We start from the raw sequence: 16,041 nt of genomic DNA, 5'->3' as shown, positions 1-16,041 counted from the left end.
ACCCATCAATCCGTCCGCCGATGATGAAGCATGATGGGTTTCGCAAGGGCTCAACCCATCCTACGCGCTGATTCGAAGTGGAGCACGACTGCTTTCGACCGGGCATAGGTATCCTGCCCCTCGGCAATGCGTCAGATTCATTGCAACTTTTTCCCGGCTTCATTGTTGAAGAACGGGAGCGAACGCGGCCGCAATGTGCCGCGGCCGGCTGGCCCTTGGCTCATTGTTATCGGGAGGCGATTGCATGAAGTGGCTTTGTTTGATCGGCTTTGTGGCGGGGGGCGTTGCTTTAATACCCTCACCTTCTGCTTCGGCGATGCCCGCTGCCAAGCCGGACGCACTGGGCGCGTCACAGACTGCCACTATCGAGGTCAAGGGCGGCCACGGGCATGGTGGTGGCCACGGCTGGGGTCATCACGGTGGCCGTGGTCATCATTACGGTTGGGGCAGAGGCCGAGGTCATCATTATGGCTGGCGGCACCATCACCACTGGTGAGCGTCACGATTGTCCCGAGATCGGAGTTGGTACCGATGTTAATGCGGACCGCGAAGCACATCCGGGAGCTTGAGGACCAACCAAGCTCGTAGGATCGGTAGAGCGTGAGCGAAACCCATCAAACCGTCCGCCGATGACGAAGCATGATGGGTTTCGCAAGCGCTCGGCCCATCCTGCACGCTGCGTGCATCAATGCGCATGCGCCCTCAGGGACGAACGCGAATGATCGTATTCCCCTTGCGTCGCCTGGTCGGATTTAAGGCGGCGACGGCATCGTCGAACATCGAGACGTTGCCGATGTTTGTCCGCAATCGTCCGTCCCGCACCCGCTGGACGATCTCACTCAGTTGGGCACGATCGGCCTCGACGACAAAGTCGACCGCCAGGCCGTCGGAGGGTCGCGCCTCTGCGGGCCCGACGATGGTGACCAGTGTTCCTCCGGCTCGAATCAATGCTGCGGACCGCTTCTGGATGTCACCGCCGATGACATCGAACACCAAGTCGACTTTGCCGATGTCTTCCAGGGCATCGTTGTCGAGGTCAACGAACTCCTTCGCGCCGAAGTCGAGCACTGTCTGACGGTCGGCGGCGCGTCCGGTGCCGATGACGTGGGCGCCGGCCTCTCGTGCGAGTTGCGTCACCATCGACCCGACTGCACCGGCCGCGCCGTGTGCGAGGACGCTTTGCCCCGCCTGAAAGCGGCCGTGCTGGAACAGCCCTTGCCATGCCGTCAGGCCCGAGATCGGCAGGCTTGCGCCCACTGTGAAGTCGACGTCGCCCGGGAGCGGCGCGAGATTGCGTGCCTCGATCGCCACATACTCGGCGAGCGTGCCGTCGCGATACCAGTCCGCGAGGCCAAACACCCGCTGTCCTACCGACAACCCCGTAGTGCCATATCCGAGAGCGGTGACCACTCCAGCCAACTCGTGCCCAGGGATCGACGGTGTTCGGTCACGCTCGAGGCGATCGGTCCAGGTCGAGGGCCACGTCAGCTCGGTCGGAACAAATCCCGACGCATGAACCCGAACAACGACATCGTTTATCGATGCCTGCGGCTCGGGCCGCTCCACCAGCTTCATCCCGGCCGTTCCCGGGGCCCGTTCCCTCACAACGATCGCCTTCATAGGATTATCTCCTCGGTCATTGTCTGTTGATGCAACTGTTGCAGGCAGCGTAAGCACAACGGCTATCCACAAACTGCCGGGCAGTGTGGAAGTGCCCGCGATCTGCGCTGTCTGCATTGACCGGCTCGTACTGAGACTGCCGATCGGGTTCGCTTCGGTCGCGGTACTAGCAGCTAGATGCGTCGCGCCTGGTCATGAAACCAGTACCAAGATTGCAAATTCTGGCTGTACCAAGCGCATTCAGGCGGCGCTTAGCTTGAGCGCGTAGGATGGGGAGAGCGCCAGCGGCCCCCATCGATCCGTCCGCCAGTGACGAACCAGGAAGAGTTTCGCAAGGGCTCCAGATTAAGACGACGATGCGATCCCTTGTTCCAACAACACTCTGGCTGCCTCGCGGTTAGCCTCGACGATGGCGGGATCACGCGTTGACTGTGCGATCACGAGCGAGCCTTCGAACAGCGACAGGATCTGGATCACGGCCCTTTCGGGTTTGCTCAATGACAAGGGCTCAACGAGTGACGCAACGAAGTCGTGCAACTTTGTAAAATACGCTGCGATGGTCGCCTCTACGCCCGGGGAGTTTGCCTCCGGGCCGAATTCGGCCATTCCTTTGGCGAACGGACAGCCGCGGAACGAAGGCGCAAGGAGCGGTTGTTCGAGTGCGTCGAAAACAGCGAGAACGCGCTCCACTGGCGTGAGACCGGCTCGCTCGGTGGAGGTCGAAAGCATCTGAAACCAGACGGCGCTCTTGTAGCGCAGATAAGTGGCGATGAGGTCGGCCTTCGAGGGAAAGTGCTTGTAGAACGTCATCTTGGCCACGCCGCTTTCGGCGATGATCCGGTCGATTCCGACGGAGTTGATGCTGAACCGGTAAAACAGGTCTGACGCCGTCTTCAAAATGCGCTCGCGCGGGGCGAGCGCATCGAGCGGTTGAATATCCACGTCCACGAAATCAAGCAGCGTGCTCATCGATCGTCCTTAACCGAGCCGTATGCGTCGCTGGACAGACTATTCTGTCAATCTAGGGATTGCAAAGACATACAGGTCTGTCTATAGATTCATTATTCCTTGGATTTCAGAGAAAGATCGTGAGATGAGCGGAAAAGTTGTGGTTGTGACGGGTGCGAGCAGTGGTTTTGGGAAACTCACCGCCTTGGAGCTCGCAAAGCGGGGTCACACGGTGGTTGCTGCCATGCGCGATGTCGCAGGAAGAAATGGCCGTGTTCGCGACGAGCTTGTCGAAGCGGCAAAGGCTGAAGGGCGTGCGCTCCAGGTCCTCGAGATGGACGTCGCCGACGAACAATCCGTCAACGCCGCGATCGCGGAAGTCGTCCGGCAGCACGGCCGGGTCGATGCCCTGGTCAACAACGCGGGAATGATGCCCGTCGGCGTCACGGAAGCCTATACGGTCAAGGATATCGAAGCGCAGTTCGCCGTGAACTTCTTCGGCGCCGTTCGTACCGATCGTGCCGTTCTGCCGCACATGCGGGCTGCCGGCAGCGGCGTCCTCGTCCATGTCACGTCGCTCATGGGGCGGGTGGTCTTCCCGTTCTTCGGTGTCTATTCCGCCAGCAAGTTCGCGCTCGAAGCCCTCGCGGAAGCCTACCGCTACGAGCTTTCGAGCTTCGGTGTGGATTCGGTCATCGTCGAGCCAGGCCCGTTCCCGAGCAACCTTCTTCCATCCAGCCCTGAACCCTCCGACCAAGACGTGCTGAAAACCTATGGCGGTGTTGCGGCGATCCCGGGTCAGATCAAGCAGCACTCCAACGATGGAAACGACCCGCAGAATCCGCCGCAGCCCCAGCTCGTCGCGAATGCGATCGCGCAGCTGGTCGAGGCCACGGAACGGCGGCCTCTGCGGACGGTCGTGATGCCCGAAGGCATGGATCTCGGTGTCCAGCGTCTGAACGAGGCCGTCGCCCCGATTCAGAACGACCTTCTTCGCGCGCTCGGCATGGCGAGTATGATTTGACGCGAAGGCGATAAGCACACTGTACAGCTCGTAGGAAGGATAGAGCGTGAGCGAAACCCATCACCGTCCGCCGATGACGAAGCATGATTGGTTTTGCGAGCGCCAAACCCATCCTACGCGTGCTGACGACCCATGGCAGAGAAAGACCACTTGGAGTAGAGTAGCGGCGCCGGATATTTTCAACGGAGCCCGAGATGTCCTTTCTCAAGTTTGGGATCGGTTTGTTGGCCGTCCTTGCGACGAGTGGATTTTGTGCGGCCCTCGCGGAAGATAGTTCACTTGAATACAAGCGCGTGACGGCGACCGAACTGAAGTGGAGCCCGCTGCTTTCGATGCCTAAGGGGACGCAATCGGCGGTGCTACACGGCAATCCGGGCAAGCCGGGCCTCTATACCGTTCGACTCAAAGTACCGGCGAATTCCAAAATGCCTGTGCACTCTCACCCCGATGAACGCGTTCGCGTCATCATTTCGGGGACGTACTATTCTGCGCTGGGCGACAAGGTCGATGCATCGAAGCTCCTGAGCTTTCCCCCCGGTACGTTTTCGCACGTGCCGCCAAAGGTGTGGCAGTTTGCGGAAACCAGGGACGAAGAGGTGATCTTCGAGATTACCGGGATTGGACCGACAGGCATCGACTATTTGAACGCCGAGGATGATCCTCGAAAGCAAAAATAACGTTGGTCGACCTGCCGAGCGCTTCAGCACTCGTAGGATGGGTAGAGCGCAGCGAAACCCATCAATCCCTCCGCCGCAGACGAAGCATGATGGGTTTCGCAAGCGCTCTACCCATCCTACGCGGCCCAAGGGAGAGCGGATGGCTCTCTCACACCATAGCCATGTCCGCTCGTGGCAGTGGGTGGGGCGCTCAGTCGACGCCGAGCACACCATTCCTCGCGTTGCCCGACAAGCAAAACACGCCACGTGCAGGTCAAGCACCGGGCCGTCGAATATTCTGATTGACCGAATTCTTCTCTTCGGGTAAACCGCAGCCATCCCGGCCCGCTAAAAAGGGCGTTTCGCGATCGTCACGATACGTGAGCCGGGATGCGATGGACGCGGCAGCGCCGGCGCGTGACGAGGTGGCAGGGCGGGCTATGCCTGTGAGCCATCGCGATCCGCGCGAACGACCCGGCGCGGTCACAGCGGTTCTTTTCGGCTTCGGTGGCGAGCACGCGCAAGCTTCCGGAGCTCCGGGGAGGGACGTCCGCGGACGGCAAAAGCGTGTGGTCCTGACGCCCGGGGTCTGTGCGTCAAGGCTTGCGGTGATGTGCGGCCCGACCGGGTGCGCGCATCGATCATCCGCAAGGCGACGGGGGCAATAGTGCATCGCTCCCCGGGGAGAGCGCGCCATAAGCCGTAAAACCATTGCGCAGGGAAGGCCGGATGTTCCGGCATCACCTGTGGTCACCCCCGCGTGCGTTTTTCGCGTGCGGACCCTGGGTGCCAGCCGGCGCCCGGCCTTCCCTGCGCCCTTTCTTTGCGATGAGGGCGAAACGGACAGCAAAACTCGGGCGCCCGCGCCGCGAGACCGCGGATGTGTGCAGTGACGAGTTGCAGGCAAATCTCTCGTGCCCGGGACACGAACGGCGCCGGTGGTGTGCGCCGCCACCAAGTTCACCTTGCACTGCGGCAGAAGAATATCGCACACTCGACCGGGCCGGGGAGCCATAGGGAGCTCTACAAGGGGAGCCGAGCCATGTCCCTCCAGACATTACCATCCGACACCGCCGACCAACGCAACAACCGCCCCGAGGATGTCCAGGCGTTGGAGGCGGATGCGCGCCTGCGGGACGATATCCGCCTGCTCGGGCGCATCCTCGGCGACACCGTGCGCGACCAGGAGGGCGCCGAATTGTTCGACCTGGTCGAGCGCATCCGGCAGACCTCGATCCGATTCCACCGCGATGAGGACCGGCTCGCCCGTCGCGAGCTCGAGCAGATCCTCGACAGCATGTCGACCTCGGAGACGGTGCGGATCGTCCGCGCCTTCAGCTATTTCTCCCACCTCGCCAACATCGCCGAAGACCAGAACAACATTCGCCAGATGCGCGCCAACAAGGGCGGCGGCTCCGGCGTGCTGGCCGAGACGCTTGCCCATGCCAGGGCTGCGGGCATCGGCGCCGATGCCCTGCGCAACTTCTTCAAGAGCGCGCTGGTCAGCCCGGTCCTGACCGCGCATCCGACCGAGGTCCGCCGCAAGAGCACGATGGACCGCGAGATGGAGGTCGCCGCCCTGCTCGATCGTCGCGAGCGTGTCGCGCTGACGGCGGAGGAGGCCGCCGCAAGCGACGAGCAGCTCCGCCGCGAGGTGCTGACGCTGTGGCAGACCAATCTGCTGCGCCGGACCAAGCTCACCGTGCTCGATGAGGTCGCCAACGGCCTGTCGTTCTACGATTACACGTTTCTGCGCGAGGTGCCGCGGCTGGTCAACACGCTGGAGGACCGGCTGGAGGAGGGCGGCGAGCAGGCGGCCGGCGAGCTCGCCTCGTTCCTGCGCATGGGCAGCTGGATCGGCGGCGACCGCGACGGCAATCCCTTCGTCACCGCCGACGTGATGCGCGGCACGCTGCGGTTGCAGTCGAGCCGGGTGATGCAGTTCTATCTCAATGAGCTGCACGTGCTCGGCTCCGAGCTGTCGATCGCAGCGCATCTCGCCGACGTCTCCGAGGAGCTGCGCACGCTCGCTGAGCGCTCGCCCGATACCTCGCCGCACCGGAGCGGCGAGCCTTATCGGCTTGCGGTCTCGGGCATCTATGCGCGCCTCACCGCCACGGCCGAAATGCTTCAGGTCGAGATCACGCGCCGGCCGGTCGGCAAGGGCGCGCCCTATGACAGCGTCGGGGAGTTCAAGGCCGATCTCGACGTGCTGCACCGCTCGCTGATCTCCAACAACGCCGGCGTCATCGCCCGCGGCCGGCTGCGGCTGCTGCGCCGTGCGGTGGACTGCTTTGGCTTCCATCTGGCGCGGCTAGACATCCGGCAGAACTCGGCGGTGCACGAGCGCACCATTGCCGAGCTGATGGATGCCGCCAACCCCGGCATGTCCTATCTCGCGCTCGGCGAGGACGCGCGCATCTCGCTGCTCACCAACGAGTTGCGCTCGACGCGCTCGCTGGTGTCGCCGTTCGTCAAATACAGCGACGAGACCATGGGCGAGCTCAATGTCTTCCATGCGGCCGCGGAGGCGCATGCGAAGTTCGGCTCGGATGCCATCCCCCAATGCATTATCTCGATGTGCAAGAGCATGTCCGACATGCTCGAGGTCGCGGTGCTCCTGAAGGAGGTCGGCCTCGTTCATCCCTCCGGGCGCAGCGCCATCAACATCGTGCCGCTGTTCGAGACCATCGAGGATTTGCAGGCGTCTTCCACCATCATGGACCGCATGCTCTCGCTGCATGATTACCGCCGGCTGGTCGACAGCCGCGGCAGCGTGCAGGAGGTCATGCTGGGCTATTCCGACTCGAACAAGGATGGCGGCTTCGTCACCTCGGGCTGGGAGCTCTACAAGGCCGAGATCGGCCTCGTCGATGTGTTCGAGCGCCACGGCGTGCGCCTGCGTCTGTTCCATGGCCGCGGCGGTTCGGTCGGCCGCGGCGGCGGCCCGAGCTACGATGCCATCATCGCCCAGCCCGGCGGTGCGGTGAACGGCCAGATCCGCATCACCGAGCAGGGTGAGATCATCTCGTCGAAATACTCCAACGCCGAAGTTGGCCGCAACAATCTGGAGATCCTTGCCGCCGCGACGCTGGAGGCGAGCCTGCTGCATCCGCGCCAGAGCGCGCCGCGGCGCGAATATCTGACCGCGATGGACGAGCTTTCAAGTCTCGCCTTCAAGGCCTATCGCGGCCTCGTCTACGAGACCGACGGCTTCGTCGATTATTTCTGGGCGTCCACCGTCATCAACGAGATCGCGACGCTGAATATCGGCAGCCGCCCGGCCTCGCGCAAGAAGACCCGGGCGATCGAGGACCTTCGCGCCATCCCCTGGGTGTTCTCCTGGGCGCAATGCCGCCTGATGCTGCCCGGTTGGTACGGCTTCGGCAGTGCCGTCGAGCAATGGATCGCGGAGCATCCCGACAAGGGCATGCCGTTCCTCAAAGAGCTCTACAAGGAATGGCCGTTCTTCCGCATGCTGCTGTCGAACATGGACATGGTGCTGGCGAAAAGCTCGATCGCCATCGCGTCGCGCTATGCCGAGCTCGTGCCCGACGAGGCGCTCCGCGAAAAAATCTTCGGCCGCATCCGCCGCGAATGGCATTCCTGCATCGAGACGTTGCTGGACATCATGGGCCAGGACCGTCTGCTGCAAGGCAATCCACTGCTGGAGCGCTCGGTGCGCCACCGCTTCCCCTATCTCGACCCGCTCAACCATGTGCAGGTCGAGCTGCTGAAAGAGCACCGCGCGCAGAATCCGGACGAGCAGGTGCTGCGCGGGATTCAGCTGACGATCAACGGGATCTCGGCGGGGTTACGGAATACGGGGTAATTCAGGCCCGTCGTTCCGGGGCGATGCGAAGCATCGAACCCGGAACCTCGAGATTCCGGGTTCGGCTCTGCGAGCCGCCCCGGAATGACGGCGGGTCGTTCAACAGAAATGCGCGCCCTGCGTCTCCACATAGACCGCATAGAGCGACTGGCTCGCGGTCATGAACAGGCGGTTGCGCTTCTTGCCGCCGAAGCAAACGTTGGCGCAGGTCTCGGGCAACAGGATCTGCCCGATGCGCGCGCCGTCGTTCGGCGCGAACACCTGCACGCCGTCATAGCCGGGGCCAACCCAGCCGGCGCCGACCCAGATATTGCCCTCAGTGTCGACCCGCAACCCATCGGGAAAGCCTGATTTGCCGTCGAGCTTCATGTCGATCAGCTTCTTCGGGTTCGACAGCTTCGCCCCGTCGATGTCGTAGGACCACACCACGTTCTCGGCTTGCGGATAATGCGTGATGCCGGTGTCGCAGACATAGAGCTTCTTGTAGTCGTGACTGAAAGCGATGCCGTTCGGCTTGAACGGCTCGTCGGCCACCTTCGCGACCTGGCCGCTCTGCGGATCAATGCGATAAACCGCTTCCTTCTGATACGGCTGCAGCGAACCGGTGTTGGCAAGCTTGCCCTCATAGATGCTGATCGCGCCATAGCCGGGATCGGTGAACCAGATCGCCTTGTCGTTGGGATGCACCACCATGTCGTTCGGGCCGTTGAGCGGCTTGCCACCGGCTTGCTCGGCCAGCGTCGTCACCGCACCGTCGTGCTCGTAACGGACGAGGCGGGTGCGCTCGGCACTGAGTTGGCGCCCCTCGGTGTCGAAGGAGTTGCCGTTGGCCTCGTTCGACGGCTTGTGGAATTGCTCGGAGATATGGCCGTCGTCGTCGAGGTAGCGCAGCTGCCGGTTGGCGGGGATGTCGCTCCAGACGAGATATTGCCCCTGCGCATTCCACGCTGGCCCTTCCGCCCACAGGCAGCCGGTATAGAGCCGCTTGATCGCGGTGTTGCCGACCTTGGCCTTGAAGCGCTTGGGATCGATGGCAATGATGTCAGGATCGGGATAGCGCTGCGGCTCGGCATTGGCGCCGAAGTCGCGGGCGTCCGCGTTCGAGGCGAGCAGGGCAGACGCGGCGACAGTCGCGGCGCCCTTGAGCAGCGTGCGGCGGGCGAGGCCGCTGCTTGCAGTCGTGTCGTCGGAGTTGGTCAGTATTCTTGTCATGGTTTCCTCCCAAAATTGTGTTGGGAGGAAATGATCCGCCAGCAATCGGGCGTAAAGCGGAGCGATCTCCGGAGTAAGATAACCGGAGATCGCAGGGCAGAGATGCCGCAAATGCGGTCCGACGGGATTCCTTACACGGGATCCCAAGGGAAGATGTCGGCGGAGCGGTCGAGCTTGTAGAACGATCCCTTCAGCGCCGGCATGCCATGTTCCGCGATCGACTGCGGCGTCCAGCCTTCGCTCCTGTGCACCGAGCGCAGCGGACGGTTCTGGCTGAACAGGAACAGCTCGTTCATGCGTGCCCCAAAGATCTGCCCGGAGACGTCCTTGGCGGCATCGGAGAGCAGATAGGCGCAGACCGGCGCGATCTTCTCCGGGCCCATCTGCTTGATCTTCTCGACGCGCGCCTTCTCGGCTTCGGTCTCGGTCGGGATGGTGCCGATCATGCGGGTCCAGGCGAACGGCGAGACGCAGTTGGAACGGACGTTGAAGCGGCCCATGTCGAGCGCAATCGACTTCGACAGGCCGACGATGCCGAGCTTGGCGGCGGCGTAGTTGGCCTGGCCGAAATTGCCGATCAGGCCGGAGGTCGAGGTGAAATGCACGAACGATCCGCTCTCCTGCTCGCGGAAAATTCGCGCTGCCGCGTGCGAAACGTAGAACGAGCCCATCAAATGCACCTTGATGACGGCCTCGAACGCTTCCACGCTCATCTTGTGGAAGATCATGTCGCGCAAAATGCCCGCATTGTTGACCACGCCGTCGAGCCGCCCGAAATGATCGGTCGCGGTCTTCACGATCTTGCTCGCGGGGATGGCCTCGGCCACCGACTCGAAATTGGCAACCGCGGTGCCGCCGCGCTTCTTGATCTCCTCGACCACTTCCTCGGCGGGCGCGGCGCTCGTGCCGGCGCCGTCAGCGGCGACGCCGGGATCGTTGACGACGACCTTGGCACCCTCGCCAGCGCAGAGCAGCGCGATCTCCCGCCCGATGCCGCGGCCTGCGCCGGTGACGATGATGACCTTGTCTTGCAGTGATTTCGTCATTTGGGTTCTCCTGTTGTCTTACCTCGCCCCGCTTGCGGGGAGAGGTGGGGGGGGGGCGCACAATGCGTGCGCGGGGCGGGGGGGGGGCCGCGGGGGCCGGGGGGGGGGGGGGGCGCCCCCCCCCCCGCTGGCGGGGCGCGGGCGGACCCCACCCACCAGGCCACCCGGGGGAGGGGGGACTCTCCGCGAGTCCGAGTGTGTGGAAGCAGCCCCTCACCCCAACCCTCTCCCCGTAAGAACGGGGAGAGGGAGAGGCGAGCAGCTCATTACCTCTCGTTCGTAAACACGATCGTGCCCGACGCGGCGAACATGCCGCCGACGCCGTGACACACCGAAATCTTCGCATTCGCGACCTGCGCTGGCGCAATACCGCGCATCTGCCGCACGCTCTCCTGAAGCGCATACATGCCGTACATGCCCGAATGCATGTAGCTCAAGCCGCCGCCATTGGTGTTGAGCGGCAGCTTGCCGCCTGGCCGCGTGTTGCCGTCGGCGATGAACTTGCCGGTCTCCTCGTGCGGCATGAAGCCGAGATCGCCGAGGCCGAACAGCGGCAGATGCGCAAACGCGTCGTAGATCATGAGATGGTCGACGTCCTTATGCGCGATGCCGGCCTCCCTGAACGCTAGGGGCCCCGCGGTCTTGAACGCGCGCGAGGAGTTGAACGTCTCCATCTGGCTGACCATCGGCGTCTCCACGCTCTCGCCGGTGCCCATGATGTAGACGGGCTTGCGCGGAAAATCCCTGGCGCGGTCGGCCGAGGTCAGGATCAACGCGCCGCCGCCGTCGGTGACGAGGCAGCACTGCAGCAGGCGGAACGGATAGGCGATCATGCGCGAGTTGAGGACGTCCGCGACCGTGATCGGATCCTTCATCATCGCGCGCGGATTCTTCGCCGCCCATTCCCGCTGCACCACCGCGACCGAGGCGAGTTGCTCGTGCGTGATGCCGTAGGTCTTCATGAAGCGCAGCACGGGGATCGGGAACATGCTGGGGGGGCCATAGACGCCGAACGGCGCCTCGAACTGGCCTTGCAGGCTGTCGGCGGGGATCGAACGCGGTGCCTTGCCGATCATCGACTTGCCGCTCTCGGCATGGGTGATCAGCACCGTCTTGCAGAGGCCGGCCTCGATCGCCGCGGCGGCATGGCGGACATGCAGCATGAACGAGCAGCCGCCGACTGAGGTGCCGTCCACCCAGGTCGGCTTGATGCCGAGATAGTGACAGACCTGCTGCGGCGTTTCGACCGCGGTGGCGAAACCGTCGATGTCGGACAGCTTCAGCCCGGCATCGGCGATGGCATTGAGCGCCGCATCCGCGTGAAGCTGGAGCTGCGAGGCGTTGGGGATGACACCGAGTTCGGTGGTCTCGGCCGCGCCGACGACGGCAACCTGGTTGCTGCGCATGGTCTATCCCTTCGCCGGACGGAATACGGGGAGGGTGACCTTGTCGTCGAGCGCCTCGAAGGCGACCTCGAGCTTCATGTCGAGCTCGAGCGCCTCCGGCGTCTGCGGGCAGTCGATGATGTTGCTCATCATCCGCGGCCCCTCGTCGAGCTCGACCACGGCGATGGCGTAAGGCGGCGTGAAGCCGGGCGCGGCGGGACGGTGATTGATCACGTAGCTGTAGAGAAAGCCCTTGCCGCTCGCCTTGAAGATGCTGACCTTGCGCGAGGCGCAGGACGGGCAGAACGGGCGAGGCGGGAAATAGACATGCGCGCAGGCGTCGCAGCGCTGCAGGCGCAACTCGCCCGCCTTGGTGCCGTCCCAGAAATGCTGGGCCTCCGGCGTCGGTTTCGGTCGCGCGCGCTGCGGTTCGGCCATCTCGGCAGGTCCTCCCAAGGCCAAGCGACGCCCGGCTGTTGCGATCTTGATGCGACAATCGACCATGGCGCGTCAACGGTCCAGCAATGCGCGTGCATGCCATCATGCGCACAATGCTTGTGTCGAAGTGAGGCAGCGCTATACATTGCGCGCAAATATTCCGTGAGACAGACATGCCCGATTTTTCGACACTGAAGAAGCTCGCCGAAGACCTCGAAAGCGGCCGCACCACCTCCCGCAAGCTGGTCGAGGCTTGCATCGCCAAAATCGCCGATCCGGCCGGCGAGGGGCAGCGTGCCTTCATCCATGTCGACAAGGACGCCGCGCTTGTGGCGGCGGATGCGATGGACGGTTTGCGCAAGGTGAAGGCGGCGCCGTCGCGCTACGCCGGTATCCCGGTCTCGATCAAGGATCTCTTCGACATCAAGGGCCAGGTGACGCGCGCCGGCTCCCGCGCTCTGGACGATTCCTCGCCGGCCGAACAGGATGCCCCCACGGTGGCGCGGCTGCGCAAGGCCGGCTTCGTCGTGATCGGGCGCACCAACATGACCGAGTTCGCCTATTCCGGCATCGGCATCAATCCGCATTACGGCACGCCGAAGGGCGCCTGGAACCGGGCCGAGGGCCACGTGCCCGGCGGTTCGTCTTCGGGTGCCGCGGTCTCCGTGCTCGACGGCATGGCGCATGGCGCGCTCGGCACCGACACCGGCGGCTCCTGCCGGATTCCGGCAGCCTATAACGGCATCGTCGGCTACAAGCCGACGCAGCGGCGCGTGCCGCTCGACGGGGCTGTGCCGCTGTCGTTCTCGCTCGATAGCATCGGGCCGCTGGCACGATCGGTCAGTTGCTGTGCCATTCTCGACGCCGTGCTCGCCAACGAGCCGATCGCGCCGCTGAAGCCTCGCCCGGTCAAGGGCATGCGGCTGGCGGTGCCGACCACGATCGCGCTCGACGACCTCGATGCGGCAGTGGCCGGGACATTTGAGCGGGCGCTCAAGACCCTTGCCGATCACGGTGCGATCATCGAGCGCATCGAGATGGCCGAATTCCACGACATCGGACCGATGAACGCCAAGGGCGGCTTTGCGGCTTCCGAAAGCTATGCCTGGCATCGCTACCTCCTCACGTCCAAGGGCGACGTCTACGATCCCAGAGTCTCCGTGCGCATCATGCGCGGCGAGGCGCAGAGCGCGGCGGACTACATCGATCTTCTCAACGAGCGCCGCTCGCTGATCGCCCGCGTCAATGCGCGCATCGCTCCCTATGACGCGCTGGTGCTGCCGACCACCGCCAACACGCCGCCGAAAATTGCGGATCTTGCCGACGACAAGGCGTTCACCAGGGAAAACCTGCGGGCGCTCCGCAATTGCACCCTGATCAACATGATCGACGGCTGCGCCATCTCGCTGCCTGCGCATCGCGAGGGCGAGATTCCGGTCGGCCTGATGCTGGCGGGCGCGGGCGGATCGGACCGCCGTATCTTCGAGCTTGCTGCCGGCATGGAGGCCGTAATTCGTGTTTGACCTGACTTTCACCGTCGACGCCCAGGACACCACCACGCCGCTGACGCTGGCGATCGACCAGATGGTCATCGCCGGCTGGACCGGCCGCGATCCGGTCGCGCGCGACAAGCACATTGCCGAGCTGCAGGAGATGGGTATCGCCCCGCCAGCCTCGACGCCGATCTACTATCGCGCCTCGGCGCGGCGCCTGACAATGGAAGACAGCATCGAGTGCACTGGCGGCGATTCCAGCGGCGAGGTCGAGTTCGTGCTGATCGGCTGGCAGGGTCGCATTTTCGTCGGCTGCGGCTCCGACCACACCGACCGCAAGGTCGAGGCCTACAACGTCACGGTGTCCAAGCAGATGTGCGACAAGCCGATCTCCTCAACGCTGTGGGAGCTCGAGGACGTCATCGGCCATTGGGACAGGATGATCCTGCGCTCCTGGGCCACCATCAAGGGCGAGCGCGTGCTCTACCAGGAGGGCACGCTGGACGCGATGCTGCCGGTCGTCGACCTGATCGCGCGCGGTTTCGAGGGTGGAAAATTCCCCGACGGGTGCGCCATGTTCGGCGGTACGTTTGCGGCGAAAGGCGGTATCCGCCCCGCCGACCGTTTCGATTTCGAGCTGGAAGATCCCGTGCTGAGGCGGACGATCAAGCACGGCTACGACGTGGTGACGCTGCCGGTGAGGGGCTAAGGTCTCTCCGCACTGTCATTGCGAGGAGCTCTTGCGACGAAGCAATCCAGACTGGTTCCGCGGAGGGATTCTGGATTGCTTCGCTGCGCTCGCAATGACGGGGGCGAGAGTCGGAAATCGGGTGGTAGAGGACGGGGCGGTCCTGCGAAGATCAGAGCCATGACAGCTACAGCACGCAAATCGCGTCAATCTGCGGCAGCCGACCCCGCCGCCCATGTCGATACCCTCGACTGGCCCCAGATCACCGCCGAACTCGACACGCACGGCTGCGCTGTCCTGAAGGGCCTGCTCACGCCGGACCAATGCCGCGCCGTCGCCGCGCTCTATCCCGACGACGCCAACTTCCGCAGCCGCATCGTCATGGGCCGCCACGGCTTTGGCCGCGGCGAGTACAAATATTTCTCCTACCCGCTGCCCGACCTGATCGCGCAATTGCGCCCGGCGCTCTACGCGCATCTCCAGGGCGTCGCCAATCGCTGGAACGAGGCGATGGGAATCGACATCCGCTACCCCGCCGAACACGCAGCGTTCCTGAAGCGCTGCCACCAGGCAGGGCAGGCGCGGCCGACGCCGCTGCTGCTGCAATATGAAGCCGGCGATTTCAACTGCCTGCATCAGGATCTCTATGGCGAGCACGTGTTCCCGCTGCAGGTCGCGATCCTCTTGTCCGAGCCCGGCCGCGATTTTGCCGGCGGCGAGTTCGTGCTGACCGAGCAGCGCCCGCGCATGCAGTCCCGTGCCGAGGTGGTTCCGCTCGCGCAGGGCGACGCGGTCGCCTTCGCTGTGCATCACCGTCCGGTGCAGGGGACACGCGGCACCTACCGCGTTAATCTCCGCCATGGCGTCAGCCGGATTCGCTCTGGCCAGCGCCACACGCTGGGTGTGATCTTTCACGATGCCAAATAAGCGCTGCCGCTGATGGCGGATTTGTTCGATAGCGTCGCCGAAGCGCAGCCGTCGCGCGAGGAGATCGCCGACGGCGCCGTGCTGTTGCGCGGCTTCGTCAAGCCGATCGAAAGCGAGTTGATCGAAGCCGTGCGCGCCATCGTGGCGCAGTCGCCGTTCCGCCGCATGACCACGCCCGGCGGTCATTTGATGTCGGTCGCCATGACCAATTGCGGCGAGCGCGGCTGGATCACCGATCATACCGGTTACCGCTATGATCCGATCGACCCGAAAACCGGTGCGCCATGGCCCGCCATGCCGTCCGTGCTGCGTGATCTCGCCGGCCGTGCGGCCGAGCAGGGCAGTTTCAAAGACTTCGCGCCCGATGCCTGCCTCGTCAACCGCTACGAGCCCGGCACGCGGCTGTCATTGCATCAGGACAAGGACGAGCTGGATTATTCGGCGCCGATCGTCTCGGTCTCGCTCGGCCTGCCCGCGACGTTCCTGTTCGGCGGCATGGCACGCAACGACAAGCCGCGTCGCTTCCGGCTCGTCCATGGCGATGTCGTAGTCTGGGGCGGACCGTCACGGCTTGCCTATCACGGCGTAGCGCCGCTCGCCGATGGCGAGCATGCGCTGCTCGGGCGGACGCGGGTCAATTTGACCTTTCGCAGGACGCGCTAGTCGATCTCCTCATCCTGAGGAGCGCGCCTGTTGGCGCGCGTCTCGAAGGATGAAGGCCGAGCTGCAGCAGCGGGGCCTTCATGGTTCGAGACGGCGCTCACGCGCCTCC

The 16,041-nt window shown here is 64.0% G+C and carries 14 protein-coding genes; 8 read left to right on the top strand and 6 right to left on the bottom strand.

Going from position 1 to position 16,041, the window contains the following annotated elements; translation table 11 throughout:
• Positions 1 to 389 precede the first annotated feature (389 nt).
• The gene (locus AC0L3K_RS20360; protein ID WP_473366767.1) at positions 390 to 569 is read left to right on the top strand and encodes a hypothetical protein; all 180 of its coding nucleotides are present in this window, start codon (positions 390 to 392) and stop codon (positions 567 to 569) included.
• A gap of 133 nt (positions 570 to 702) precedes the next feature.
• Here AC0L3K_RS20360 and AC0L3K_RS20355 read toward each other — a convergent pair whose 3' ends face one another.
• Positions 703 to 1,620: an NADP-dependent oxidoreductase gene (locus tag AC0L3K_RS20355; RefSeq protein WP_473366766.1), complete on the bottom strand. Its 918-nt coding sequence runs from the start codon at positions 1,618 to 1,620 to the stop codon at positions 703 to 705.
• A gap of 345 nt (positions 1,621 to 1,965) precedes the next feature.
• Complete coding sequence (locus tag AC0L3K_RS20350) at positions 1,966 to 2,589, bottom strand: TetR/AcrR family transcriptional regulator (RefSeq protein ID WP_007593689.1); 624 nt, start codon at positions 2,587 to 2,589, stop codon at positions 1,966 to 1,968.
• A gap of 124 nt (positions 2,590 to 2,713) precedes the next feature.
• On the opposite strand from AC0L3K_RS20350, the gene AC0L3K_RS20345 reads away from it, so the two are divergent.
• The 3 genes from AC0L3K_RS20345 to ppc all read left to right on the top strand — a co-directional run bounded on the left by AC0L3K_RS20345 (position 2,714) and on the right by ppc (position 8,080).
• Positions 2,714 to 3,592 carry an SDR family oxidoreductase gene (locus AC0L3K_RS20345; protein WP_007593688.1) on the top strand — a complete coding sequence of 293 codons (879 nt, stop codon included), beginning with the start codon at positions 2,714 to 2,716 and terminating at the stop codon, positions 3,590 to 3,592.
• Positions 3,593 to 3,786: 194 nt separating this feature from the next.
• A complete protein-coding gene (locus tag AC0L3K_RS20340; RefSeq protein ID WP_473366765.1) occupies positions 3,787 to 4,269 on the top strand; it encodes a cupin domain-containing protein in 483 nt (160 codons plus the stop codon).
• A 1,021-nt stretch (positions 4,270 to 5,290) separates the two neighbouring features.
• Positions 5,291 to 8,080, top strand: a complete 2,790-nt coding sequence (ppc, locus tag AC0L3K_RS20335; RefSeq protein ID WP_473366764.1) for a phosphoenolpyruvate carboxylase — start codon at positions 5,291 to 5,293, stop codon at positions 8,078 to 8,080.
• 99 nt (positions 8,081 to 8,179) lie between these two features.
• Here ppc and AC0L3K_RS20330 read toward each other — a convergent pair whose 3' ends face one another.
• From AC0L3K_RS20330 to AC0L3K_RS20315, 4 genes are all read right to left on the bottom strand, one after another.
• The gene (locus AC0L3K_RS20330) at positions 8,180 to 9,292 is read right to left on the bottom strand and encodes an SMP-30/gluconolactonase/LRE family protein (protein WP_473366763.1); all 1,113 of its coding nucleotides are present in this window, start codon (positions 9,290 to 9,292) and stop codon (positions 8,180 to 8,182) included.
• A gap of 131 nt (positions 9,293 to 9,423) precedes the next feature.
• A complete protein-coding gene (locus tag AC0L3K_RS20325; protein ID WP_007593675.1) occupies positions 9,424 to 10,338 on the bottom strand; it encodes an SDR family oxidoreductase in 915 nt (304 codons plus the stop codon).
• Between the two features lie 266 nt (positions 10,339 to 10,604).
• The gene (locus AC0L3K_RS20320) at positions 10,605 to 11,744 is read right to left on the bottom strand and encodes a thiolase C-terminal domain-containing protein (protein ID WP_219684729.1); all 1,140 of its coding nucleotides are present in this window, start codon (positions 11,742 to 11,744) and stop codon (positions 10,605 to 10,607) included.
• 3 nt (positions 11,745 to 11,747) lie between these two features.
• Positions 11,748 to 12,161, bottom strand: coding sequence for a Zn-ribbon domain-containing OB-fold protein (locus AC0L3K_RS20315; protein ID WP_473366762.1), 414 nt, complete (start codon positions 12,159 to 12,161; stop codon positions 11,748 to 11,750).
• A 173-nt stretch (positions 12,162 to 12,334) separates the two neighbouring features.
• Here AC0L3K_RS20315 and AC0L3K_RS20310 point away from each other — a divergent pair, with 173 nt between their 5' ends.
• The 4 genes from AC0L3K_RS20310 (at position 12,335) to alkB (ending at position 15,932) form a co-directional block, all read left to right on the top strand.
• Positions 12,335 to 13,684 (top strand): amidase, encoded by a 1,350-nt coding sequence (locus AC0L3K_RS20310; protein WP_007593673.1) that lies wholly within the window; start codon positions 12,335 to 12,337, stop codon positions 13,682 to 13,684.
• Complete coding sequence (locus AC0L3K_RS20305; RefSeq protein WP_007593672.1) at positions 13,677 to 14,363, top strand: DUF2848 domain-containing protein; 687 nt, start codon at positions 13,677 to 13,679, stop codon at positions 14,361 to 14,363. The genes AC0L3K_RS20310 and AC0L3K_RS20305 overlap by 8 nt, the downstream gene beginning before the upstream one ends.
• Positions 14,364 to 14,522: 159 nt before the next feature.
• Positions 14,523 to 15,269, top strand: a complete 747-nt coding sequence (locus tag AC0L3K_RS20300) for a 2OG-Fe(II) oxygenase (protein WP_007593670.1) — start codon at positions 14,523 to 14,525, stop codon at positions 15,267 to 15,269.
• Positions 15,270 to 15,278: 9 nt separating this feature from the next.
• The gene (gene alkB, locus AC0L3K_RS20295; RefSeq protein ID WP_198288297.1) at positions 15,279 to 15,932 is read left to right on the top strand and encodes a DNA oxidative demethylase AlkB; all 654 of its coding nucleotides are present in this window, start codon (positions 15,279 to 15,281) and stop codon (positions 15,930 to 15,932) included.
• The last annotated feature ends 109 nt before the right edge of the window (positions 15,933 to 16,041 follow it).

Source organism: Bradyrhizobium sp. MI1.10 (assembly GCF_055811035.1).
Note: the sequence above shows the minus strand (reverse complement) of the source record. Positions and strands in the feature narration are given on the sequence as shown.